Source organism: Ruegeria sp. AJ12 (assembly GCF_056536245.1).
Genome location: NZ_JBQFJJ010000001.1, coordinates 3174891 through 3196989, shown reverse-complemented (window position 1 = coordinate 3196989; position 22099 = coordinate 3174891). Strand labels below are relative to the sequence as shown.

General features: G+C 59.0%; 26 protein-coding genes. 14 read left to right on the top strand and 12 right to left on the bottom strand.

The genetic code is table 11. The annotated features are described in order from the left end of the window. Positions 1 to 5: 5 nt before the first annotated feature. The 4 genes from ACR3E0_RS15950 (at position 6) to ACR3E0_RS15935 (ending at position 3221) form a co-directional block, all read left to right on the top strand. A complete protein-coding gene (locus tag ACR3E0_RS15950; protein ID WP_480479797.1) occupies positions 6 to 884 on the top strand; it encodes a F0F1 ATP synthase subunit gamma in 879 nt (292 codons plus the stop codon). A 20-nt stretch (positions 885 to 904) separates the two neighbouring features. Continuing rightward, the gene (gene atpD / locus ACR3E0_RS15945; protein WP_480479796.1) at positions 905 to 2329 is read left to right on the top strand and encodes a F0F1 ATP synthase subunit beta; all 1425 of its coding nucleotides are present in this window, start codon (positions 905 to 907) and stop codon (positions 2327 to 2329) included. Between the two features lie 12 nt (positions 2330 to 2341). Continuing rightward, the gene (locus tag ACR3E0_RS15940; protein ID WP_480479795.1) at positions 2342 to 2752 is read left to right on the top strand and encodes a F0F1 ATP synthase subunit epsilon; all 411 of its coding nucleotides are present in this window, start codon (positions 2342 to 2344) and stop codon (positions 2750 to 2752) included. A gap of 118 nt (positions 2753 to 2870) precedes the next feature. Further along, positions 2871 to 3221 carry an H-type lectin domain-containing protein gene (locus tag ACR3E0_RS15935; RefSeq protein ID WP_480479794.1) on the top strand — a complete coding sequence of 117 codons (351 nt, stop codon included), beginning with the start codon at positions 2871 to 2873 and terminating at the stop codon, positions 3219 to 3221. A gap of 33 nt (positions 3222 to 3254) precedes the next feature. Here the strand turns inward: ACR3E0_RS15935 and ACR3E0_RS15930 are convergent, their stop codons facing one another. Together ACR3E0_RS15930 and ACR3E0_RS15925 are read right to left on the bottom strand one after the other, a co-directional pair. Continuing rightward, complete coding sequence (locus tag ACR3E0_RS15930) at positions 3255 to 4073, bottom strand: M15 family metallopeptidase (protein WP_480479793.1); 819 nt, start codon at positions 4071 to 4073, stop codon at positions 3255 to 3257. Between the two features lie 164 nt (positions 4074 to 4237). After that, positions 4238 to 5257 carry a ribose-phosphate pyrophosphokinase gene (locus ACR3E0_RS15925; RefSeq protein WP_480479792.1) on the bottom strand — a complete coding sequence of 340 codons (1020 nt, stop codon included), beginning with the start codon at positions 5255 to 5257 and terminating at the stop codon, positions 4238 to 4240. Between the two features lie 107 nt (positions 5258 to 5364). On the opposite strand from ACR3E0_RS15925, the gene ACR3E0_RS15920 reads away from it, so the two are divergent. From ACR3E0_RS15920 to ACR3E0_RS15910, 3 genes are read left to right on the top strand one after another with little or no spacing between them, the layout of a single operon-like run. Next, positions 5365 to 5967 (top strand): DsbA family protein, encoded by a 603-nt coding sequence (locus ACR3E0_RS15920; protein WP_480479791.1) that lies wholly within the window; start codon positions 5365 to 5367, stop codon positions 5965 to 5967. After that, on the top strand, positions 5964 to 6608 hold the full coding sequence (locus tag ACR3E0_RS15915; protein ID WP_480479790.1) for an alpha/beta fold hydrolase: 645 nt from the start codon (positions 5964 to 5966) through the stop codon (positions 6606 to 6608). The genes ACR3E0_RS15920 and ACR3E0_RS15915 overlap by 4 nt, the downstream gene beginning before the upstream one ends. Next, positions 6593 to 6778: an alpha/beta fold hydrolase gene (locus ACR3E0_RS15910; protein WP_480479789.1), complete on the top strand. Its 186-nt coding sequence runs from the start codon at positions 6593 to 6595 to the stop codon at positions 6776 to 6778. Before ACR3E0_RS15915 ends, ACR3E0_RS15910 begins: the two co-directional genes overlap by 16 nt. 33 nt (positions 6779 to 6811) lie before the next feature. On the opposite strand, the gene ACR3E0_RS15905 is transcribed toward ACR3E0_RS15910, so the two are convergent. The 7 genes from ACR3E0_RS15905 to ACR3E0_RS15875 form a co-directional block, all read right to left on the bottom strand. After that, entirely contained in the window at positions 6812 to 7846 is a 1035-nt protein-coding gene (locus tag ACR3E0_RS15905) for a threonine aldolase family protein (RefSeq protein ID WP_480479788.1), read from the bottom strand. Beyond that, complete coding sequence (locus tag ACR3E0_RS15900) at positions 7846 to 8319, bottom strand: YcgN family cysteine cluster protein (RefSeq protein ID WP_480479787.1); 474 nt, start codon at positions 8317 to 8319, stop codon at positions 7846 to 7848. Before ACR3E0_RS15900 ends, ACR3E0_RS15905 begins: the two co-directional genes overlap by 1 nt. Further along, positions 8316 to 9248 (bottom strand): bifunctional riboflavin kinase/FAD synthetase, encoded by a 933-nt coding sequence (locus ACR3E0_RS15895; RefSeq protein ID WP_480479786.1) that lies wholly within the window; start codon positions 9246 to 9248, stop codon positions 8316 to 8318. Before ACR3E0_RS15895 ends, ACR3E0_RS15900 begins: the two co-directional genes overlap by 4 nt. Before the next feature lie 159 nt (positions 9249 to 9407). Next, positions 9408 to 9902 carry a ClbS/DfsB family four-helix bundle protein gene (locus ACR3E0_RS15890; protein ID WP_480479785.1) on the bottom strand — a complete coding sequence of 165 codons (495 nt, stop codon included), beginning with the start codon at positions 9900 to 9902 and terminating at the stop codon, positions 9408 to 9410. Between the two features lie 133 nt (positions 9903 to 10035). Further along, on the bottom strand, positions 10036 to 10479 hold the full coding sequence (locus ACR3E0_RS15885) for a MaoC family dehydratase (RefSeq protein ID WP_480479784.1): 444 nt from the start codon (positions 10477 to 10479) through the stop codon (positions 10036 to 10038). A gap of 101 nt (positions 10480 to 10580) precedes the next feature. Next, positions 10581 to 11456, bottom strand: coding sequence for a TIGR01459 family HAD-type hydrolase (locus tag ACR3E0_RS15880; protein WP_480479783.1), 876 nt, complete (start codon positions 11454 to 11456; stop codon positions 10581 to 10583). Between the two features lie 78 nt (positions 11457 to 11534). After that, on the bottom strand, positions 11535 to 12461 hold the full coding sequence (locus ACR3E0_RS15875) for a GlxA family transcriptional regulator (protein ID WP_480479782.1): 927 nt from the start codon (positions 12459 to 12461) through the stop codon (positions 11535 to 11537). Between the two features lie 88 nt (positions 12462 to 12549). Here ACR3E0_RS15875 and ACR3E0_RS15870 point away from each other — a divergent pair, with 88 nt between their 5' ends. Next, positions 12550 to 12957, top strand: coding sequence for a GFA family protein (locus tag ACR3E0_RS15870; RefSeq protein WP_480479781.1), 408 nt, complete (start codon positions 12550 to 12552; stop codon positions 12955 to 12957). A gap of 44 nt (positions 12958 to 13001) precedes the next feature. Here the strand turns inward: ACR3E0_RS15870 and ACR3E0_RS15865 are convergent, their stop codons facing one another. Both ACR3E0_RS15865 and ACR3E0_RS15860 read right to left on the bottom strand, forming a co-directional pair. Further along, the gene (locus ACR3E0_RS15865; protein ID WP_480479780.1) at positions 13002 to 13922 is read right to left on the bottom strand and encodes a manganese-dependent inorganic pyrophosphatase; all 921 of its coding nucleotides are present in this window, start codon (positions 13920 to 13922) and stop codon (positions 13002 to 13004) included. A gap of 110 nt (positions 13923 to 14032) precedes the next feature. Further along, positions 14033 to 15109, bottom strand: coding sequence for a TraB/GumN family protein (locus ACR3E0_RS15860; RefSeq protein WP_480479779.1), 1077 nt, complete (start codon positions 15107 to 15109; stop codon positions 14033 to 14035). Positions 15110 to 15133: 24 nt separating this feature from the next. On the opposite strand from ACR3E0_RS15860, the gene ACR3E0_RS15855 reads away from it, so the two are divergent. The 6 genes from ACR3E0_RS15855 (at position 15134) to ACR3E0_RS15830 (ending at position 20975) form a co-directional block, all read left to right on the top strand. Continuing rightward, positions 15134 to 15808, top strand: a complete 675-nt coding sequence (locus ACR3E0_RS15855) for a DUF2161 domain-containing phosphodiesterase (protein ID WP_480479778.1) — start codon at positions 15134 to 15136, stop codon at positions 15806 to 15808. A 172-nt stretch (positions 15809 to 15980) separates the two neighbouring features. Further along, a complete protein-coding gene (gene groES, locus ACR3E0_RS15850) occupies positions 15981 to 16268 on the top strand; it encodes a co-chaperone GroES (RefSeq protein WP_480479777.1) in 288 nt (95 codons plus the stop codon). Between the two features lie 55 nt (positions 16269 to 16323). After that, complete coding sequence (gene groL / locus ACR3E0_RS15845; protein ID WP_480479776.1) at positions 16324 to 17967, top strand: chaperonin GroEL; 1644 nt, start codon at positions 16324 to 16326, stop codon at positions 17965 to 17967. Positions 17968 to 18172: 205 nt separating this feature from the next. Beyond that, complete coding sequence (locus tag ACR3E0_RS15840; RefSeq protein WP_480479775.1) at positions 18173 to 19015, top strand: DMT family transporter; 843 nt, start codon at positions 18173 to 18175, stop codon at positions 19013 to 19015. A 38-nt stretch (positions 19016 to 19053) separates the two neighbouring features. Then, entirely contained in the window at positions 19054 to 19827 is a 774-nt protein-coding gene (locus ACR3E0_RS15835; RefSeq protein WP_480479774.1) for an esterase/lipase family protein, read from the top strand. Then, positions 19824 to 20975, top strand: coding sequence for an alpha-D-ribose 1-methylphosphonate 5-triphosphate diphosphatase (locus ACR3E0_RS15830; protein ID WP_480479773.1), 1152 nt, complete (start codon positions 19824 to 19826; stop codon positions 20973 to 20975). The genes ACR3E0_RS15835 and ACR3E0_RS15830 overlap by 4 nt, the downstream gene beginning before the upstream one ends. Before the next feature lie 50 nt (positions 20976 to 21025). Here ACR3E0_RS15830 and ACR3E0_RS15825 read toward each other — a convergent pair whose 3' ends face one another. Continuing rightward, positions 21026 to 22099, bottom strand: coding sequence for a 5-(carboxyamino)imidazole ribonucleotide synthase (locus ACR3E0_RS15825; RefSeq protein ID WP_480479772.1), 1074 nt, complete (start codon positions 22097 to 22099; stop codon positions 21026 to 21028).

Genomic DNA, 22099 nt, shown 5'->3' with positions numbered 1-22099 from the left:
TTCCGATGCCTAGTCTGAAGGACCTTAAAAACAGGATCGAGTCGGTCAAATCGACCCGCAAGATCACCAAGGCCATGCAGATGGTCGCGGCAGCAAAACTGCGCCGCGCCCAGGAATCTGCCGAAGCCTCGCGCCCCTATGCCGAGCGGTTCAATGCCGTTATGGCTGGGCTGGCGGCGTCGGTCGGGGGCAGCGACAGCGCCCCCAAGCTGCTCCGGGGTACGGGCAGTGATGATGTCCATCTGCTGGTTGTGATGACAGCTGAACGCGGCCTTTGTGGCGGCTTCAACTCGAACATCGCCAAGTTGGCCCGCCAAAAGGCGGACGAGCTGCGCGGCCAGGGCAAGACGGTCAAGGTTCTGACCGTCGGCAAGAAAGGCCGTGATGCGCTCAAGCGTGATTTTGGCGATTTGTTCGTTGGACATGTCGACCTGAGCGAGGTCAAGCGCATTGGCTACGCCAACGCGCAAGACATCGCCAAGGACGTCCTGTCCCGCTTTGACGGGGGTGAGTTCGATGTTGCCACTATCTTCTACTCGAAGTTCGTCAACGTTGTGACCCAGATCCCGACGGCGCAGCAGGTCATTCCCGCCTCGTTCGAGGACGACGCGGCTGGTGACGATAGCGGTGCCATTTTCGACTATGAGCCCAGCGAAGAGGCCATTTTGGCCGACCTGCTGCCCAAGGGGGTTGCAACCGCGATCTTCTCGGCTCTGCTCGAAAACGGAGCGTCCGAACAGGGTGCACGGATGTCTGCGATGGACAACGCGACACGCAACGCGGGTGAGATGATCGACAAGCTGACGATCCAGTTCAACCGCTCGCGTCAAGCCGTGATCACCAACGAGCTGATTGAAATTATTTCCGGCGCCGAAGCGCTGTAGAGACAAACCGGAGACGAAACATGGCGAATGCAAAAGGCAAGGTCACACAGATCATCGGGGCCGTCGTTGACGTGCAGTTCGATGATGCGCTGCCTGAAATTCTGAACGCGCTGGAAACCACCAACAACGGCAAGCGCCTGGTGTTGGAAGTTGCTCAGCACCTGGGTGAAAACACCGTCCGTACCATTGCGATGGATGCGACCGAAGGTCTGGTTCGCGGCGAAGCTGTGACCGACACCGGCGCTCCGATCTCGGTTCCCGTTGGTAACGCCACCCTGGGCCGCATCCTGAACGTGGTCGGCGAGCCGATCGACGAAAAAGGTCCGGTTGAGGCTAGCGAAGCCCGCGCAATCCACCAGCCTGCACCGACTTTTGCAGAACAGTCGACCGAGTCGGAAGTTCTGGTAACCGGCATCAAGGTTGTTGACCTTCTGGCCCCCTACGCCAAGGGCGGTAAGATCGGCCTGTTCGGCGGCGCCGGTGTTGGTAAAACCGTTCTGATCATGGAACTGATCAACAACATTGCAAAAGTGCACTCGGGCTTTTCCGTGTTCGCGGGTGTTGGTGAACGGACCCGTGAAGGCAACGACCTGTACCACGAGATGATCGAATCCAACGTCATCAAGCCGGACAACCTGTCGGAATCGCAGGTTGCCCTGGTTTACGGTCAGATGAACGAACCTCCGGGCGCGCGTGCGCGTGTTGCTCTGACCGGTCTGACCCTGGCCGAGCAGTTCCGCGACCAGTCCGGTACCGACGTTCTGTTCTTCGTCGACAACATCTTCCGCTTCACGCAGGCGGGTTCCGAGGTTTCGGCTTTGCTGGGTCGTATTCCGTCAGCCGTGGGCTACCAGCCGACACTGGCGACCGACATGGGCGCCCTGCAGGAACGCATCACCTCGACCAAGTCGGGCTCGATCACGTCCGTGCAGGCCATTTATGTTCCTGCGGACGACCTTACCGACCCCGCGCCGGCAACATCGTTTGCGCACCTTGATGCGACCACCGTTCTTAACCGTGCGATCTCGGAAAAGGGTATCTACCCGGCGGTTGACCCGCTCGACTCGACCTCGCGCCTGCTCGACCCGGCCATCGTTGGTGAAGAGCACTACAAGGTTGCGACCGACGTTCAGCAGATCCTCCAGCGCTACAAGTCGCTGCAGGACATCATCGCCATCCTCGGCATGGACGAACTGTCGGAAGAGGACAAACTGACCGTGGCCCGTGCCCGTAAGATCGAACGCTTCCTGTCGCAGCCGTTCGACGTGGCAGAGGTCTTCACCGGCTCGCCCGGCGTTCAGGTTCCTCTGGAGGTTACCATCTCGTCGTTCAAGGCCGTTGTGGCTGGCGAATACGATCACCTGCCCGAAGCGGCCTTCCTGATGGTTGGCGGCATCGAAGAAGTGATCGCCAAAGCCGAGAAGATGGCAGCAGAAGCCGCCTAAGGAGTATCCCTGATGGCAAACACGATGCAATTCGACCTCGTCAGCCCCGAGCGGAGCCTTGCTTCGCTCAGCGCGACGGCGGTCCAGATTCCCGGCGCGGACGGGGACATGACGGCGATGCCCGATCATGCCCCCACAATCACAACCCTGCGCCCGGGCATCCTGAAGGTCGAGGCACCCGAAGGAGCCAGCGAATACTTGGTCACCGGCGGGTTTGCCCAGATCAACGGCGATAGCCTGTCGGTTCTGGCCGAAAAGGCCATTCCAGTTGCCGAAGTGACCCGGTCGCATCTGGACGACCTGATCGCCGAGGCGCGCGCCTCGCATGAAGAGGCAAGGAGCGGTGATGATCAGACCATCGTCGACGATGCCGCCAAGCTGCTGGCCGACATGGAAGCCCTTGGAACGCATATGAGCCTGTAACCGGCTCAGAACACTAATATTTTTCAAGCGGCCCCGTGAAAGCTGGGCCGCTTTTTTTGTCGTGCTTTTGCCGGAGACCCGGGGTACCTTACGGCAATTGTTGAACGATGATGACAGTATGAAGAAATTTCTATCCCATCCCATCGGCATCGATCAGGGCGAAGAAGTGCTGTTCTCCGAGTTTGCCGAAGGCGGAGACATGTGGACCGGGGATGGCCCCCGGGAACGTCGCACCGCGATCAGATTCAGCGAACCGTTCCGCTCGGCGCCTTTGGTGCAGATCGGCGTGTCGCTGTGGGATGTGGATACGTCGTCGGCCCTGCGTGCCGAGGTGCAGGCCGAAGACATAACGCCAAAAGGGTTCAGCGCGGTCTTTCGGACCTGGTCCGACACCCGGATCGCGCGAATAAGGGTCGCGTGGACGGCGATCGGTGAAGTGGCCCATGTGGATGATTGGGACGTTTCGTGAGTGGATCAGCATGTCTTCCCAGGCGAAAACCACCTAGTCCGCAGCGGGTCCGTACCATGCCATCATTGGAGGCCCGTCGCTGGCGGCTGATCGGTTTGCCGCCCATAATTGCGTTCCCAGATCGTAGTGCCACCATTCGAACGCGTAGTTGGTGAACCCGGCGCTGCACATGGACCAATATAGCAGGCGGCGATTTTGCAGCGCTTCCAGTTCGCTCAGGGTCAACGTCCCATAGTTGCCGCCGACGGTGTCGAGCCGGTCTTCGAAAAACCGCGTGTGGGTGATGGCTGCGGGATCGTCAAACACACCGCCAAAGAACAGATGCTCTTTGGTTTCCAGATTGCGCAGTGTCAGGTCGATGGCGCCGCCGGTGATATGGGTGGGCCATGTGCGGGGATCGGTGGCCTCAAACCGTCGCGGGTCCGAACAATACTGGCCCGCAAATGCGACACAGGCCTCATCCGTTGGATCGGACAGGGTTGTTCGGGCCTCGGACATGAAGAATGCCCACAGGTCCTGCTGTACCGCCAATGGTCGAAACCCGTTCAAAGCAAAAAGTTCAACGCCCAGATTGATCAGTTCTTCGTTGATGTCGGCAAGCCGGTCCGCGAGGGATTTGCGGACACAAATCTGTGGTTCCGAACACGAAAGACAGCGGCGGTACGGCGTGTTCAAGCCATCGCGCCGCGCATAAAAATTGATGCCGGACACACCGTATTCAGCCAGATCCACCAATGGCTCCTGCGCGCGGGGGTCAGTTCGGTCGACGGGAACATCCTTGTACTCCAGCGCCGTTGGCGGGTTTGGAACACTGGGAATGGGGCGGTTCCGAAATTTCGAGTAATCTAGCAACAAACCGTCCTTTTTGACCGTTGTCTTGGTCGCGCACTGTCTGAACAGATACCAGGGTATTGCAGTCAATCGCCGGAAAACAGTCAACCGGGTTGCCCAGAGGCAACCAAACAGCGTTGGTCACACCGAGAGATCGAGATTACGGGTGACTGAGCTCTTTTACGTTAGTCCATTTGGTACAGAGACTCGTAAATAGGTGTCAGCGTCCTGTCTTCGAACAGCGACGAAACGCTTGTTCCGTTCCAGATGTTCAGGATCGCCTGCGTAAAGATCGGGGCGGTCGGAACGATGCGGATGTTCTTGGCCTTGGCAACTTCTTTTGTGGGCTGGATCGTGTCAGTCAGAACCAGAGATTTCATTACAGAATTGGTCACACGCTCAACCGCCGGCCCGCTCATGACACCATGCGTGATGTAGGAATGCACCTCCTTGGCGCCGTTGTCGATCAAGACCTGAGCGGCCTTGCAAAGCGTTCCGGCGGTGTCGCACATGTCGTCCACAATCAGGCAAATCTTGTCCTTTACGCTTCCGATCACCGTCATTTCGGCCACTTCGCCCGCCTTTTCGCGGCGTTTGTCTACAATCGACAGGGGTGCGTTGATCCGTTTGGCCAGTTCTCGTGCCCGGGCCACGCCACCCACGTCCGGAGAGACAACCATCAGGTCATCCATCTGGTTTCTGAACTGCTTCTTAACATCCAGCGCAAAGATCGGTGAAGCATAGAGGTTGTCCACTGGCATATCGAAAAACCCTTGGATCTGAGCTGCGTGCAGATCCATTGTCAGGATGCGTTCGATCCCGGCGCCCGTCAGCATGTTTGCAACCAGCTTGGCCGAAATCGGTGTGCGCGCTTTTGTGCGGCGGTCCTGGCGGGCATACCCGAAATAGGGGATCACAGCCGTGATCCGCGAGGCCGATGATCGGCGCAGCGCATCCGCGATGATCAGCAGCTCCATCAGGTTGTCATTCGCCGGGTTCGAGGTCGGCTGGATGATGAACATGTCCTCGCCGCGAACGTTTTCGAAGACCTCGACAAAAATCTCTCCGTCGTTGAACCGTTCCACCCGCGCATCGACCAGCCCCTGATCGACGCCGCGATGCAGGCTCATGCGGCGGGCAATCGTTTCGGCAAGCGGAAGGTTAGCGTTCCCAGCGATCAGCTTGGGTTCGTGAAGTGTCGGCATCGGCTGAGGTCCCTGGGCAGCAATGGCAATGTGACAGATTCGTGATGTTGACTCCGCTTAGCATGGCCTTACCGTCCCGCAAAGATAACGCAGCGGAGAAAGTGAACATGGCCGAGATTGACTACTTTTTTGCGACACTGTCGCCTTATTCCTACCTGGCCGGTCAGCGTTTGGAGGAAATCGCTGCGAAACACGGGGCCACAATCAACTACAAGCCGCTGGACATCATCGCCCTGTTTGGCCGCACGGGGGGAACGCCGCCGAAGGACCGACATGTCTCCCGTCAGGAGTACCGTGGGCAGGAATTGCAGCGTCAGGCAAAGAAACTGGGGATGGACTTCAATCTGCAACCGGCACATTGGCCGACGAATATGGCGCCGTCGTCTTATGCGGTGATCGCAGCCATTCAGGACAGCTCAGGCGATGTTGGAAAGCTATGCCATTCTCTGCTGCGGGCCTGCTGGGCAGAAGATAAGGACATTGCGCAGGATGAGGTGATCCGCGATTGCCTGTCTGAGGCCGGGTTTGATCCCAATCTGGCCGACAGCGGCCTGCTTGTCGGCGCCGAAACCTATGCCGCCAATCTGGAAGAGGCGGTTGACCGCGGTGTGTTTGGCGCGCCTTTTTACATCACACCGGATGATCAGCGCTTTTGGGGTCAGGACCGGCTCGACGATCTCGACATTCATCTGGCGGAGATGAAGGGGTGACACACGAGGGTTCGCCCTCACACCCGACATTTGTCAGACAGTTTGGAAGCGGCACGCGCAAGGTGCTCGCCCTGCATTGCACGCTGGCGCATTCCGGGGCGTGGGCCGGGCTGGCAGCGGCGTTTGGGGGTCAGGCAACGCTGATTGCGCCGGATATGCTCTCGCATGGACGCAGTCCGGATTGGGACGGCCACGGCGACGTTTTTGATGCGGTGACCGCACAGGCACTAAACCAGATTACAGAACCGATGGATTTGATCGGACATTCCTTTGGGGGGATGGTTGCGCTGCGCCTCGCCATCGAACATCCCGACCTGATACGCAGTGCCGTGTTGATCGAACCCGTGTTCTTCGCGATTGCCAAACAGGACGCACCGTGGCTGATGGAACAACATGACCGGGACGCTCAGCCATATCTCGCGGCGCTGGCGGCGGGCGATGACAGGCTGGCCGCCCGTCTGTTCAATCGGTTGTGGACCGCTGAAGACAGCCCACGTTGGCCCGATCTTCCCGAAAAGACGCGTTCAGCGATGGTTCGGGGGATGCGGCTGGTCCCACCGGTTGGAGACGTATTGTTCGGTGACCGTGCGGGTTTTTGCAACCGGGCATTCTGGATCGGGCTGCCATGCCGGTTCTACTGATGCGGGGGTCCGAGACACATCCGACAATCGCCGCCATCAACGCAGGTTTGCAGCGCCGATTGCCCTCGGCCAGAGAGGTGGTGATTGATCGGGCAGGGCACATGCTGCCCATCTCACATCCGCAGGAAACCGCCGCGCAAATTCTCGAATTCTGGTCGTCCTGTCCTTGAAGGACACGTCTGGTTGTTGGACCTCTCGAGCCTTCAAAGCAGCGAAAGAAAGCGGTCAATCTGGTCTGTTCCAATCGACCAATCGCAAACGAGGCGGCAGGCCAGCGTTTCATCCTCATCAGCTCCATCCAGTTCGCACCCCCAGAGGTGATACACGGCCCCGGCTTCGTGAAGGTGGCGATGTGTGCTGCGCGGAAAGCTGGCAAAGATCATATTGGCTTGCGGCTCATGCAGGAACGCAGCCCCGGCACGTCGCAGGCCATCGGCCAGGCGCGCGCAGTTGGCGTTGGCTTGCCGCGCAGACCGCAGCCACAGGTCATCTCGTAGATAGGCGGCCATCTGAGCGGACAAATACCGGTGTTTGGAGAACAGATGCGCACCCCGCTTGCGACGCAGCTCGAATTCCCAGGCTTTGCTCTCGTCGAAAAAGACCACCGCCTCTACACCCATCAGCCCGTTCTTGGTTCCACCAAAGCTGACTGTGTCCACTCCGGATTTCCAGGTCATCTCTGCCGGTGAACAGTTCAGCGCAACCAGAGCGTTTGTAAAGCGCGCGCCGTCCAGATGGACCGGCAGGCCGTATTCCTTGGCCACGCTGCACAGGGCTTGCAATTCTGCCAGAGAATAGACCGAACCCCGCTCGGTGACCTGAGTGATGGACACCGGGCCGCGCTGCGGTCCATGCACGCCGCGGGTTTCTTCGGCCAGAATGGATTTGCGCAAGGCCTCGGGGGACATCTTGTCGCCGCCGGGCACCAGTGTCAGCTTGGTCCCGCTGTAGAACTCCGGCGCGTTGCATTCGTCCTCGTGGATATGCGCCACCGGCGAACAAAACACGGTTTCCCAGGGGTTGGACAGAGTGGCCAGAGCCAGCGAGTTTGCCGCCGTCCCGGTCGCCACCAGATAAACCGCCGCCCCCGGGGCTTCAAAGGCCCCCCGAATCTGATCACGCACTTCATTCATCAGCGTGTCGGCACCATAGGCCATTTGATAGTCCTGATTGGCTTCGACCAGTGCTGCCAGAACCTCGGGGTGAACCGGCCCGGAATTGTCAGAGGCAAAGTGCATCAGTTGGGTTCCTCAATAATGTACTCTTCCCAGTCCTCTTCCGGCGTTTCGAACTCGGACACGGTGCGCCCTTTCACCGATACGCCTGCGTCATGGACACTGTCCGGCGTACCAGACAGTAACGGGTGCCAGTCGTAAAGAGGTTTGCCTTCCCACAACAACCGATAGGCACAGGTTTGCGGCAGCCAATAGGCGTGGGTGTCGATGTTGTCGGGTGTCATCACGATGCATTCCGGCACGAACTGGTGCCGAATGTCGTACTGTGTGCATCGACAGCTTTCATCGTCCAGCAAGCGGCAGGCCACGCAGGTCAGGGCAACCTCGCCCGTATCCTCGTCTTCCAGCTTGTTCAGGCAGCATTTGCCACAGCCATCACACAACGCTTCCCATTCGCGCGGGTTCATCTTGCGCAGGGGTTTGCGCTCCCAGAAACGCGGGGACAGGCCGGAACGATCAATCGGATCTTTGGTCATTCGGCGGCCAGCAGGGTGCGGGCGCGGTCGCAGTCCGTATCCATTTGCGCGACCAGCCCATCCACTCCATCGAATGTCATCTCGGGGCGCAGGTATTCGACCAGCCCCACAGACAGAGTCGCCCCGTAAAGATCGCCAGAGAAATCGAAAAGAAAAGTTTCGATATTGGCAAGCTCGCCATGAAACATCGGTCGCACACCAATCGACGCGGCCCCGTGATAGCTGCCCATATGCGGGCCATCCAGCACATCCACAAGAACGGCATAGACGCCAAACGCGGGAGGGTGAAGGCCCTCGATGGACATGTTGGCCGTTGGGTATCCCAATTCGCGCCCGCGCTGTTCGCCGCCAACCACTTCGCCCTCGATCCGGTGCCAATGGCCCAGCATTGCAGCCGCATCCCGTGGGCGACCTTCGCTGAGAGCGGTCCGGATAGCGGTCGATGACACCACGTTTTCCGAGCGTTCCATCAGCGGTGCAATCGTGACGCCAAATCCCATTTCAGCACCGAACCGAACCATGTCATCTGCCGTTCCGCTGCGCCCCTTTCCGAAACAGAAATCAGCGCCAACCACGACATGGGACAGGCCCAGCCCATCGCAGATCACATTGCGTGCGAACTCTTCCGGAGCCAACCCGGCCAACGCCGCGTTGAACGGCAGTTCGTACAGCTTCTGCACCCCCAGCTTTTCCAACCGGTGCGCGCGTGCACTCCCCCGCATCAGACGGAATGGGGCGGCATCGGGCGCGAAAAATTCACGCGGATGCGGCTCGAATGTCAGGACGCCCAAAGGCGCCTCCGGTGCCGCGCTGCGGGCCAGCTCTATGACCGAGCGATGTCCGAGATGAACACCGTCAAAATTGCCGATCGCCACGCTGGCGCCGCGATCTTCTGGCTCGACATACTGGAAATCCCGGATGATATGCATGAGGCTTGGGTACTGTCCCGCCGGAATATGTTCAAGCACCTCATTCTTGGTTGGACTTAAATTCACCTGTGGGATTGCTGCCAGAACTTCGAAATCCGTTTCCGACGCGCTTTCAGCAGGGGTCTTGGACTCACACGTGGGCAATTCATCCCGGTGGAGTCAGCCCATCGCTTTCAGCCTTGCGCGGATGTACTTTGCGGCGGATCTGAAATGACTTGGTCCGGCAGCCTCGGCCCACCGGCCCGGGGTCCAGTTGTTTTTGGCCCCTTTCATCGGCCCGCCATACAGGTCGGTCTCCGAATGTGTCTCCATGAATGTGACCAGCTTCGCGTACCCTTCGTCCAGAGCGGCGGCGGCCGCGGCCCACGACATGTCTGCCTGCGCCCGGCGAAGCTCGGCATTGTAGCGCTTCAACTCGTTCCACTTGTATCCTTTGGCAGGGAAATGAACCGCTTTGCCTGCCTGACCATCGGTATACCAGCCGAGAAACAAATCGATCCAGTGCGCGCGGTGCCCGATCACGTCCTTTATCGACGTGTTGTCCTCGTCGCTTTGCAAGGCCTGCTCATCTGTGACGGGCTCAATCACTGCCTTGAGCTTTGCAAACTCCTTGTGAGTGATGTCCAGAAGATCTGATTTGGTTGTTCCAGCCATAATCCACCATCAACGCAGGAAGTCCGGTTGCGGTGCAGTGTGCATTGCTTGGAACAACCGACATATGACAGAGATCAACACGTTCTCAGTTTTAAGGGCGTGATCACAGATCGTGGGTTGTTGTCGTGGCGGATCAGTCGAACTTGCGTGACGGGGCTAGAACCATGGCCTCACCCACCAGCACCTTTTTGCCATCCACCGAGCAATGGCAATCCAGTTTGACTCGGCGTTTCGAGAAATCGATATCGATCACCTTGACCTCGGCATAGACCATGTCGCCGGGGCGGACAGGTGCCAGAAACTTGAGGGATTGGCCCATGTAGACCGTGCCATGGCCAGGCAGCTGCTCTCCGATCACCGCCGAGATCAGACCTGCGGTCAGCATTCCGTGGGCAATACGTCCTTCAAAGATCGTGTCGCGCGCGTAGTCGTCATCCAGATGCACCGGGTTCCGGTCGGTTGAAACTTGCGCGAACATCTCGATGTCTTCGTCCGTCACCACTTTGTGCAGGTGCCGGCTCATGCCCATTTCGATGTCTTCGATACAGATCGTTCCGCGTGGAAGATTGTCCAACATGTCACCCTCACTCGATGTCAACCGTGAAAGAAAAAATCACCAACGGCCCAGTGTTGGCAACTTTATTACTTCGCAGTTGCAGAAAATCAAGCCCTAAATGACTATCTCAGGCGCCCGATTGTGTAGGTCGGGTTGATCTTTTCCTGCCGGATATAGTCCGTCAGCGACTCGGCATGCGGGTGATGCGATGTCTTGGTCTCTGCAGCGGCCAAACCGCCCGAGATAAAGAGCGTGTCGATTCCCTCGCCCATACCGCCCATAATGTCGGTGTGCGGGCCGTCCCCGATCGCCAGTATGTCACCGTCCGAGACATCCGCGCCTAGCTCCTGCAGGCGGCGGCGGGCCAGATCGTAGATTGGCGGATGCGGTTTGCCGAAATACAGGCTCTCGCCGCCCATCTCGGTGTAGAGCCGCGCCAGGGCACCCGCGCACCATTCGCGCACTTCGCCCCGGTCCACGACTATATCGGGATTTGCGCAGAGCAGTTTCAGGCCCATCTGCTTGGCATAGAGGAAGTCCGGCCGGTTCACATCCGGATCCGCCATCGGATCGAACGGCCCGCAGCACACAATGCCTTCGGCCTGATCCAGTGGCACACGCTCGATATGAATGGGGTGGTGCAGGATTTTCAAAGGCTCGAAAAACCCCGCATCCCGTTCCCATTCCCCCATGAAGTACACCTTGTGCCCGACCACGCCTCGAAACATCGCGGACCGCGCCGAGTCACCGCTTGTGGCAATGGTGTCATATGAGCCCGCCGGGACATTGAAATGTGTCAGCTGTTCACCGACTCCGGCGCGGGGTTTGGGGGAGTTGGTGACCAAGACGACAAACCCGCCAGCAGCCCGGTATTGCTGCAAGGCCGCAACCGCCTCGGGGAACGCGGTGATGCCATTGTGCACGCAGCCCCAAAGATCGACGAACAAAGCCTTGTAGTGGTCAGAGATTTCGGACAGCGAGGTGATGATCTGGGTCATGGGGTAGGGTCCGCAGCAAACTGAATCCAGCGATGTATGCCGTACCCGTCGGTGATTGGCCATTGAAAAGGCGCGCGGTCACCTGCGAAAGCTTTCCAGGGTCCGGCCCGTTCTCTTGCGGACAGTCCGCCGCAAGGCGGTGGCGTCCGAATATCCGACCCGTTCTGCAATTTCATCATGGGTGCGTGTTGCAGACCGGGCCAGACGGATTGCTTCGGTGACGCGGATCGTTTGCATAAAGGCAGACGGCGTCAGGGCCGTGGCTTGTGCCAGTCGGCGCGACAACGTCCGCGGGGTCAAACCAGCCGCATCTGCAAGGTCGGCCAGGCTTATCTGTCGACCCAGATTGTGTTTCACGTGCAGTTCCGCTTTTTGCAGCGCAGGATGTCCGGCGACCAGCGTCGCGACGGACATGTAGGGCAATTGACTGGGACGGTTGTCTGCCATCAGGAACCGCCGGCAATCCTCGGCGATAGCCAGACCGGCGAACCATTCGATGAGCGATAGCATAAGATCGATCTGCGAGAACGAGGCGCCTGCAGTCACCAGATTGCCGTCACGTACGATCAGATCGTTTGAACGCAGACGCACCAAGGGGAACAAAGACTGCAGCAACGGTGCAAGCCACCAGGTGGTAGTGACGCTGCGCCGGTTCAGTAACCCGGCCGCACCCAGTGCAAAACAACCCGAACAGGCACCGGCGATGGTTGCTTCCGGCCGCGCGAGGTTCTTCAAAGCGTCAACCAGCGTGCCAAAACTGTGATGCTGCATGGTCGACCGCAGTTCTGGTTCCGTTGCCAGACCGAGCCCGGGCAAAACAACCAGATCTGCCGTCTTCTTCCGTGACAAGCACTCTTCCGGCGTCAAAACAGTGGCCTGAAACGGTGGCGTGTTTCCATGCAGACGGGCGACGCGGTTTGCGGTGTCCAGCATCTCGCTTGTGATGAACAAACTCGACAACTGGCACGGGGTTGGATGAAGGATCACCGTTCGAACTGTCTGCATTTGTCTAAATCGGTCCTTATAATGTCAAAACTGACACTGCCCGATTGACCGATCCCTGTCCATGGTTGTGCGAAAAGGAGATGAAATCATGACCCTGCAAGGCGGATGTTTTTGCGGTGCTGTCAGGTACAAGGCCAGCGGCAAGCCTGTTTTCAAAGGCCAGTGCCACTGTCGGGCGTGCCAGCACGTTTCAGGTGGCGCGCCAAATCTCTTCATGCTGATGCCGCGTGACGGTTTTCGGTATACGTCGGGCACACCAAAGCAATTCCGGCGCACGGATCGCGCGGCACCTGTCACGCGCGAGTTTTGTGCAGACTGCGGAACCCACATCGCCACCCATCGTCCCGGCTTGGACCCGGTTATTCTGAAAATTGGCACTCTGGATGATCCGTCGGTGTTTCGCGGCGCCAAGGCGGCGCTGTTCGTGGGTGAGAAGCAGACGTTTCATCTGATACCCAAAGGCATCCCGTGCTTCGACACCATGCCGCCCACGTAAAAAAGGCGCCCGAATGGACGCCCTTTCTTAGGATTGAAAAGTCCTCAAACCTTGAGGTTCGGGATGATCTGCTTTTTTCGACTCATCACGCCGGGCAGAACGACGCTGTCGCCGTCAACCGATGCGCCAAAGCTTTTTTCGGCAACACCTTTGACCAGATCATTCGGAACAAGCAACGTGGCTTCTTCGTTCAGGATGTCGACTACAAACAGCAGAACCTGATCGACCCCGTCTTCCTTGGCGACTTCGGTCATCGAACCAGCAAGGCTGGCCTTGCGGTCCAGAACAACATCGGGTGCCGTGGTTTCCAACACCGAGACACGGAACTTGGTGCCGTCGACCTCATATTCCTTACTGTCCATGCGAATGAGTTCGGCATCCGAGAAGGACGAGACATCCGACTTGGCCGCGAACATATCCGAGGCATAGGCCGACACATCCAAGCCCAGATCAGCCGCCAGCTTTTCGGCCACGTTGCGGTCGTGCGTGGTAGTGGTGGGTGAGCGGAACTCCAGCGTGTCCGACAGGATACAGGTCAGCGCCGCGCCTTTGACTGCTTCCGGCATCTTGGCGGCGTCTTTGCCCATCAGATCGACCAGGATTGTCGCAGTACAGGCCAGCGGGCGCACGGTGATGTCGATTGGCCCTTTTGTCTCCAGACCACCGACCAGCTTGTGATGGTCGATGATTGCGCGGATATCGGCGCTGTTGATATCGGCCGGTAATTCAGCGGGGTTATTGGTATCGACGATCACGACCGGAGTGTCCGCGGCCACGCTCTCGATGATGCGCGGCTTTGGCAGGTCCCACCGGTCCAGCATAAAGGCCGCTTCGGTGTTCGGCTCGCCCAGCAATACGGGCTCGGCAGGCTCACCTTTGACTTCGTTCAAATACCAGGCCCAGATGATGGGGGACCCGGTCGAGTCGGTATCGGGAGATTTGTGACCAAAAACCTGAATTGTCATGTCTGCGTCCTGAGCATTGGAAATTTGCGCGCCTTATAGGGCGGGCAACCCGCCTTGTCACGTGCCGTCAAGTATGATGCGACGGTTGGTCTGAATTTCCTGGCAATGGGCTAAAACGGCGCTCGTGTCAGGGTGTAGCTGGCCTGATACAACTGGTTAAGCAAACCGTGGTCGTCGCTCAGATGGCCGGCACCGACGGCAATCACGACGGTCTGCCCCTTGATCTCCAGAATGTTCCGCATCCAGTTTGCGTTTCGCTCGACCAGCAATTGTTGCTCGAACCCCTCCCACTCCTCGTTGAATTCTTCGGGAGACAGGCCAGACAACTCGAGCCCCTGCAGCCGCGCCAGTTGGAGGATTTCAGCGTGTTTCTCTTCCATATAGGCGTTTGCCATTGTGGCCAGCTGATCCTCGCTGCCATGCATTGCATCGGCCAAACGCACAAGCGATTGAACTTGTTCTTCAATCGGATGACTATCAAACATCGCCATCAGGTCTTCGATCCGTTCCAGCGAGTGCTGTGGGATGTCTTGCGCTTCGGCCAAATTTGTTAGCCGTGCGTCCATCCCGTGTTTGGCGTCCGGGTTCTCCATCAGGCAAGGGGGAATGCCCAGCATCATGCTTAGAAACCAGGGGCGCATCTTGGCCGCCATCCACGGCGGTATTCCGCGCTCGGTCAGTTTGGACGAAAGCTCGGACCAGTCCTTTTCGGTCATGAGATCAATCAGCGTTGGACCCGAAGTGATCAGGACCGGGCTGAGATCTTGGGCTAGGTCCTTTTCGAACGCGTCCATCTCTTCCTGCGTGACTTCGAAATAAAACGCATCAGCCTCGCTCAGCGTCGGTGTCAGGCGTTCGACAACCGCATCCATGCGGGCATCATTTGTGTGCAAGGTCCCGATCAGGTGCAGGACCGTATCATCCTTGGTCGCAATCCAATGGTTGCCCTCCGGAAAAGGAATGCCGTCCAGGGCTTGTTGCAATTGCGCCTTTGCTTCGGGTGTCATGTCCGGCCTGAGATCGCGGCCTTCGCAGGCCGCCTCAACCGAAACAGGCAACAGCAGAAAGGCAAGAAAGGTCAGCAATCGCATTGTGAAAACCCTGAGCGTGGTGACAGTCGCAACCAAGACATAGCGGCGCAGCCCGATGCTATTCAACCCGACGATGACTGAACGTCTGGCATTCATGAAAAAATTGCATAGCATGACGTCATGGACCGCGAGCAGGATCTTTATCCCCCGATCAAAGCGCTGCTGGAGCGTCAGGGCTACACTGTAAAAGGAGAGGTCGGCGCGGCCGATATTGTTGCTTTGCGCGAAGGGGATGAGCCGGTGATCGTCGAGCTCAAGCTCAGGTTCTCGCTGGCCCTGTTTCATCAGGCCATTGCCCGACTGAAAATCACCGATCAGGTTTATATCGGGGTTTGCAAGCCCAAAGGGCGCAACGCCCGGCGCATGCTCAAGGACAATCTGGCACTCTGCCGCCGTCTGGGGCTGGGTCTGATTACCGTCCGGGCGGACGGAGCGGTCGAAGTGCAGTGCGATCCCGGCCCTTATGCGCCGCGCAAGGACAAGCGTAAGGCCGCGCGGATGTTGCGTGAGTTTGACCGGCTGCAGGGCGACCCGAACGCAGGTGGCGCGACCCGTCACGGTATTGTCACCGCATACCGGCAGGACGCGTTGAAATGCGCAAGCCACTTGGCGGAGAGTGGTGCCACACGGGGTGCCGACGTTGCCAGCGCCACCGGAGTGCCCGCAGCAACGCGCCTGATGCGTGAGAACCATTATGGTTGGTTCGACAAAGTGGACACCGGCATTTATGCATTGTCTGAGGCTGGTTATGACGGTCTCAAGCATTGGGCGTATAGCTGGGACGAGGCAGACTGACCGCCAATCAAGACTGCTTTCGGCCCCTCTAAAAAAATCTCTCACATCTTGTTGACTCGCTTCAAGCGACCCCCTAGCTATGCGTCGTTATCACTCAAGTGACCCGAGTGCTAACGCCTCGCCGTCCGGCGGGGGGAGGATAGATAAACTTTGAGCCCAAGGAGCTGCAAAGATGGCATTGAAACCGCTTCATGACCGTGTGCTGGTTCGCCGTGTAGAAAGCGACGAAAAAACCGCAGGCGGACTGATCATTCCCGACAGCGCAAAAGAAAAGCCCAGCGAAGGCGAAGTCGTCGCAACCGGCGAAGGCGCGCGCAAGGACAGCGGCGAACTGATCGCGATGGCTGTGAAAGCTGGCGACAAGATCCTGTTCGGCAAATGGTCGGGCACCGAGGTTCAGGTCGACGGCGAAGAGCTGCTGATGATGAAAGAAAGCGACATCATGGGGATCATCGAGTAAGCCCGCGCGCTTTCTCTGATTTTCATTTCCAACTTATTTCTCGAGGAGAAACAACATGGCTGCTAAGGACGTCAAGTTTGACACCGATGCCCGTAACCGCATGCTGGCAGGTGTGAACATCCTGGCCGACGCGGTAAAAGTGACCCTGGGCCCCAAAGGCCGCAACGTGGTTCTGGACAAATCCTTCGGCGCACCGCGCATCACCAAAGACGGTGTTTCAGTTGCCAAGGAAATCGAACTGGAAGACAAGTTCGAAAACATGGGCGCGCAGATGGTGAAAGAAGTCGCCAGCCGCACCAATGACGAAGCCGGCGACGGCACCACCACCGCAACCGTTCTGGCTCAGTCCATCGTCAAAGAAGGCCTGAAGCAGGTTGCAGCTGGCCTGAACCCGATGGACCTGAAGCGCGGCATCGACCTGGCAACCGCCAAGGTTGTTGAAGGCATCAAAGCTGCTTCGCGTGAAGTTAAAGACTCGGCAGAAGTTGCTCAGGTTGGCACCATCTCGGCCAACGGCGAAGCCGAAATCGGTCAGCAGATCGCAGACGCGATGCAGAAGGTTGGCAACGAAGGCGTCATCACCGTCGAAGAAAACAAAGGTCTGGAAACCGAGACCGATGTTGTTGAAGGTATGCAGTTCGACCGTGGCTACCTGTCGCCTTACTTCGTCACCAACGCAGACAAGATGATTGCAGAACTCGAAGACTGCATGATCCTGCTGCACGAAAAGAAACTGTCCTCGCTGCAGCCGATGGTTCCGCTGCTCGAGCAGGTGATCCAGTCGCAAAAGCCGCTGCTGATCATCGCTGAGGATGTTGAAGGCGAAGCGCTGGCGACCCTCGTGGTCAACAAACTGCGCGGCGGCCTGAAAATTGCGGCTGTCAAAGCACCGGGCTTCGGCGATCGCCGTAAGGCCATGCTGCAGGACATCGCAATCCTGACCGGTGGTCAAGTCATCAGCGAAGATCTGGGCATGAAGCTCGAGTCCGTCACCATGGACATGCTGGGCACCGCCAAGAAGATCGAAATCACCAAAGACGAAACCACCATCGTCGACGGTGCTGGCGAGAAGGCCGAGATCGAAGCTCGCGTTGGCCAGATCCGCACTCAGATCGAAGAAACCACCAGCGACTATGACCGTGAGAAGCTGCAGGAACGCGTTGCCAAACTGGCAGGCGGTGTTGCTGTGATCCGCGTCGGTGGCATGACCGAAGTGGAAGTGAAAGAGCGTAAGGACCGTGTGGACGATGCCCTGAACGCAACCCGCGCTGCTGTGCAGGAAGGCGTTGTTGTGGGCGGTGGTGTCTCGCTGGTTCAGGCGGGCAAGGTTCTGGAAACTCTGGAAGGCGAAAATGCCGACCAGAACGCCGGTATCAACATCGTGCGCAAAGCAATCGAATCGCCGCTGCGCCAGATTGCCGAAAACGCAGGTGTCGACGGTGCGGTTGTTGCCGGTAAAGTCCGTGAATCTTCGGATGCGGCCTTTGGCTTTAACGCTCAGACCGAAGAATATGGCGACATGTTCTCGTTCGGTGTCATCGACCCGGCCAAAGTGGTCCGGACCGCCCTGGAAGATGCATCGTCGGTTGCTGGCCTGCTGGTCACCACCGAAGCGATGGTCGCCGACAAGCCCGCAAAAGAAGGCGCGCCTGCAGGTGGCGGCATGCCCGACATGGGCGGCATGGGCGGCATGATGTAAGACGTCGAATTCGCTCCGGCGAATTCTGACGGCCCCCGACAGGCGCTTGGCCGTATGGTCAAGCTGCTGAGACGGGAACCTCAGCGCTTAATGACGGGGTCGCCTTCGGGCGGCCTCGTTTTTTGCATTTAGGCAAGTAGCAATGCGTTCCGATCCGACAAGAAAGTGAATGTGCAAAGCGAAGTGAAAGCGCTATGCGGTTGATATGAAACTGTTCCTGCTCACGTCTTTGACCATGTGCGCCTTCGCCGCGAACTCGATTCTCAACCGCCTCGCAATCGACAGTGGCGCCAGCGATCCTGCTGGATTTGCAGTGGTGCGCGTTCTGTCCGGTGCACTTTTTCTGGCCACTCTGGTGTACTTGCGTAACGGTCAATTGCCTTTGCTGGACCGGCGGCGCGTTGTCGGGGCGGGGTCGTTATCGCTCTATATGATCGGGTTTTCGCTGGCCTATCTGACACTGGACGCCGGGCTGGGGGCGTTGATCCTTTTTGGTGTCGTGCAGATCACCATGTTTGCGGTGAACGCACTGACCGGGGCGATACCTTCGGTCCGACAGCTCATGGGCGCCGGGGTCGCGCTGAGCGGTCTGGCTTATGTGCTCTGGCCGTCCGGCGCAGTTCAGGTGGATCCGGTGGGGGCACTGTTGATGACAGCGGCAGGGGTCGGTTGGGCCCTCTATTCTCTGGCCGGTCGCAGCGAACCGGATGCGCTCCAAGGGACTGCAGCCAACTTTGTCGTGACTTTGCCAGTCACTGCGCTGGCGCTGATGGCAACAGACCTTGCGTGGCAGATGACCGGCCTTGGGTATCTGCTTGCGATAGTGTCTGGTGGTGTGACCTCTGGTCTGGGATATGCGTTGTGGTATCGCGTGTTACCCCAGCTTCCGCCGGCTGTTCCGGCCGTGGTGCAACTCAGCGTGCCTGTGATCGCCATCGTCGGTGGTGTCTTATTGCTGGGCGAAGTCGCCGGAACCCGTCTGCTGATTGGCGCCGTGCTGGTCCTCGGAGGCATCGGACTGGCGGTCCTGCGCCCGAAAGCAGGCTAGGCCTTTCATCGACGACAGATTGGCTTTATCTGGCGGGTATGAAACTCCTGTGCGCCGTGTTCCTTTGCCTGTTTGCGACGGCAGCCCACGCGAAATGCGTGATCCTGCTGCATGGGCTTGCGCGCACCGAGGCGTCGTTCTCCGTTATGGAGCAGTTGTTCAAAACCCATGGATACCAGGTTGTCCGCCCGGGTTACCCGTCGACCGATCTGGGGATACCCGAACTGGCCGCCCAGACCTTGCCGGACGCTCTGGCTGCTTGCGGGGGTGACACTGCCAACGTTGTGGCGCACTCGATGGGCGGCATTTTGCTGCGCTACTGGCTGCAGGATCACCGCCCGGAAAACCTGGGGCGGGTGGTCATGCTCGGCCCGCCAAACCAGGGCAGCCAACTGGTTGACGAGCTGAGCGCCTGGGAAGTGTTTGGCTACCTGAATGGGCCTGCCGGTTTGCAATTGGGCACAGGCCCCGAGGGCATTCCACGTAAATTGCCGCCGGTCGATTTTGAACTCGGCGTCATTGCTGGCGAAAACTCGTTGAACCCGGTGTTTTCGTCGTTGGTCGATGGCCCGGATGACGGCAAGGTGTCGATTGAAAGCACCAAGGTTGACGGAATGTCCGACCACATTGTGCTGCCTGTGACTCACACCTTCATGATGAACAACCCCCGTGTCATGGCGCAGGCGCTGCATTTCATCGAGTTCGGGCAGTTTGACCCTGAAATCACCTGGCTGGATGGGGTGATGGATGTGATAGACGAGATTTGCATCGGTGAGGATTGCGCCGAACCCGAGTCGGAGCCCACGCGATGACCGCGCTGGAACTGACGCTATCCGGTGCGGATGTTCTCCTGCCGGAGGAGGGGCTGACGCCCGCCGACCTGGCCATCGCTGGCGGACTGGTGCAACAGGACCGGGCCGGGCGCCGGATTGATCTGTCCGGATATCTCATCCTGCCCGGGATTGTGGACCCTCATGGCGACGGTTTCGAACGCCATATTGCACCGCGCCGAGGCGCGATGAAGCAAATGGCCGAAGGCATCCTGTCGGTCGAGGCGGAACTGGCCGCCAACGGGATTACCACCGCTGTTCTGGCCCAGTTCCACAGCTGGGAAGGCGGCGTTCGGGCCCCCGAGTTTGCGGGTCAGGTCTTTAACGCAATCGCGTCTGTCAAATCGCAAACGGTGACCGATCTGATCCCTCAGTTGCGGTTTGAAACGCATATGTTGGATGACTATGCGGATCTGGCAGATCGGGTTTTGGATTGGCAGGTGCCCTATGTCGTTTTCAACGATCACTTGCCGCATGATCGTCTGGCGCAAGGAAAGACACCAGCGCGTTTGACCGGGCAGGCGCTGAAGGCGGGTCGCAACCCCGAAGCGCATCTGGAAATGCTGCAGAGTATGCATGCACGCAGGGATGAGGTGCCCCAGGCACTGGAGGCGCTTTGTTCGAAACTAAATGATCGGGGCATTCGATTGGGCAGCCATGACGATGGAACCGCCCAGACGCGAGGATGGTGGCGCCAGCGTGGCGTCCGGATTTCCGAATTCCCCGAAACGCTTGAGGCCGCCGAGGCCGCCAAGGCCAGTGGAGATCACGTAATCCTGGGCTCGCCGAACGTGGTGCGCGGTGGCTCGCACAAAGGCAATGCCAGCGCGCTGGACCTGATCGCGATGGGCCTGTGCGATGCGTTGGCCTCCGATTACCACTACCCGAGTCCGCGCCGGGCTGCGCTGATGCTGGCGAAGTCCGGCTTGCTCGACATGGCCGGTGCCTGGGCGCTGGTTTCGTCCGGCCCGGCCCGGGTTCTGGGATTGGAAGACCGGGGCACGTTGTCACCCGGAAAACGCGCCGACATGGTTATCCTGAACGCGGAAAACCACCGTGTCGCGGCGACCTTAGCGGGTGGGCGCGTCAGCCATATGTCCGGAGACATCGCACAGCGGTTCGTGGCCTAGAGCACTCTGGGCGGTCAAAAACTGGCAAGACGCTTGGCGCGGACGCGCGGTTACCCTTGCCGCACCACCCGGTTGAAATGGCCCATCTTGCGGCCCGGTTTGACCTCGGCCTTGCCATAGAGATGTAGCGCAACGTCCCGTTCACGGGCGAGATCGGGTACGCGGTCCATGTCGTCACCAATGAGGTTCTCCATCACCACATCCGAATGACGTTGTCCGTCGCCCAGCGGCCAGCCCGCGATGGCGCGAATATGTTGTTCGAACTGATCAACCGCGCAGCCATTCTGTGTCCAGTGTCCTGAATTGTGCACCCGCGGGGCAATCTCATTCACGATCAAACCTTGCGGCGTCACGAACAACTCGACCCCCAGTACGCCGACATAATCCAGCGCGTTCAGGATGTTGGCGGCCAGCAAAACAGCGTCTGTGCGCTGGGCAGGGGACAGGCGTGCGGGAATCGTCGTGGTGTGCAGGATACCGTCGCGATGCACATTCTCTCCGGGGTCGAAACAGGCGACCTGACCGTCCAGGCCACGGGCGGCTATGACCGAGACTTCATGGGTGAACGTCACGAACCCTTCCAGAAGGGCCGGTGCGCCCGCCATATCCTCCATCGCGGCCTCTGCGTCAGCGGGCGTCCCAAGTCGGGCCTGCCCTTTGCCGTCATAGCCGAAGCGGCGGGTTTTCAGGATGGCGGGCGTCCCGATTTCATCGACGGCCGTACGCAGGCTTTGGATATCCGTGATATCGGCGAAAGGCGCGGTTTTCAGCCCGAAACCCTGCAGAAATGTCTTCTCGGTCAGCCTGTCCTGGCTGACTCGCAATGCCTCCCGTCCGGGGCGAATGGGGCGGTGCGCTTCCAACAGATCCAGCGCTTCGGTCGGAATGTTCTCGAATTCATAGGTGATCACATCGACTGACTCGGCAAAGGCAAACAGCGCCTTTGTGTCGTCGTATGCGGCTGTGGTGACACGGTCGGCCACATGCCCCGCGGGCGGGTTTGCGCCCGGCTCATAGATATGGCTGACAAAACCCAGACGCGCCGCGGCGACGGATAGCATACGGCCCAACTGCCCGCCGCCCAGAATTCCAATCACTGCACCGGGGGCGAGCATATCCGTCAT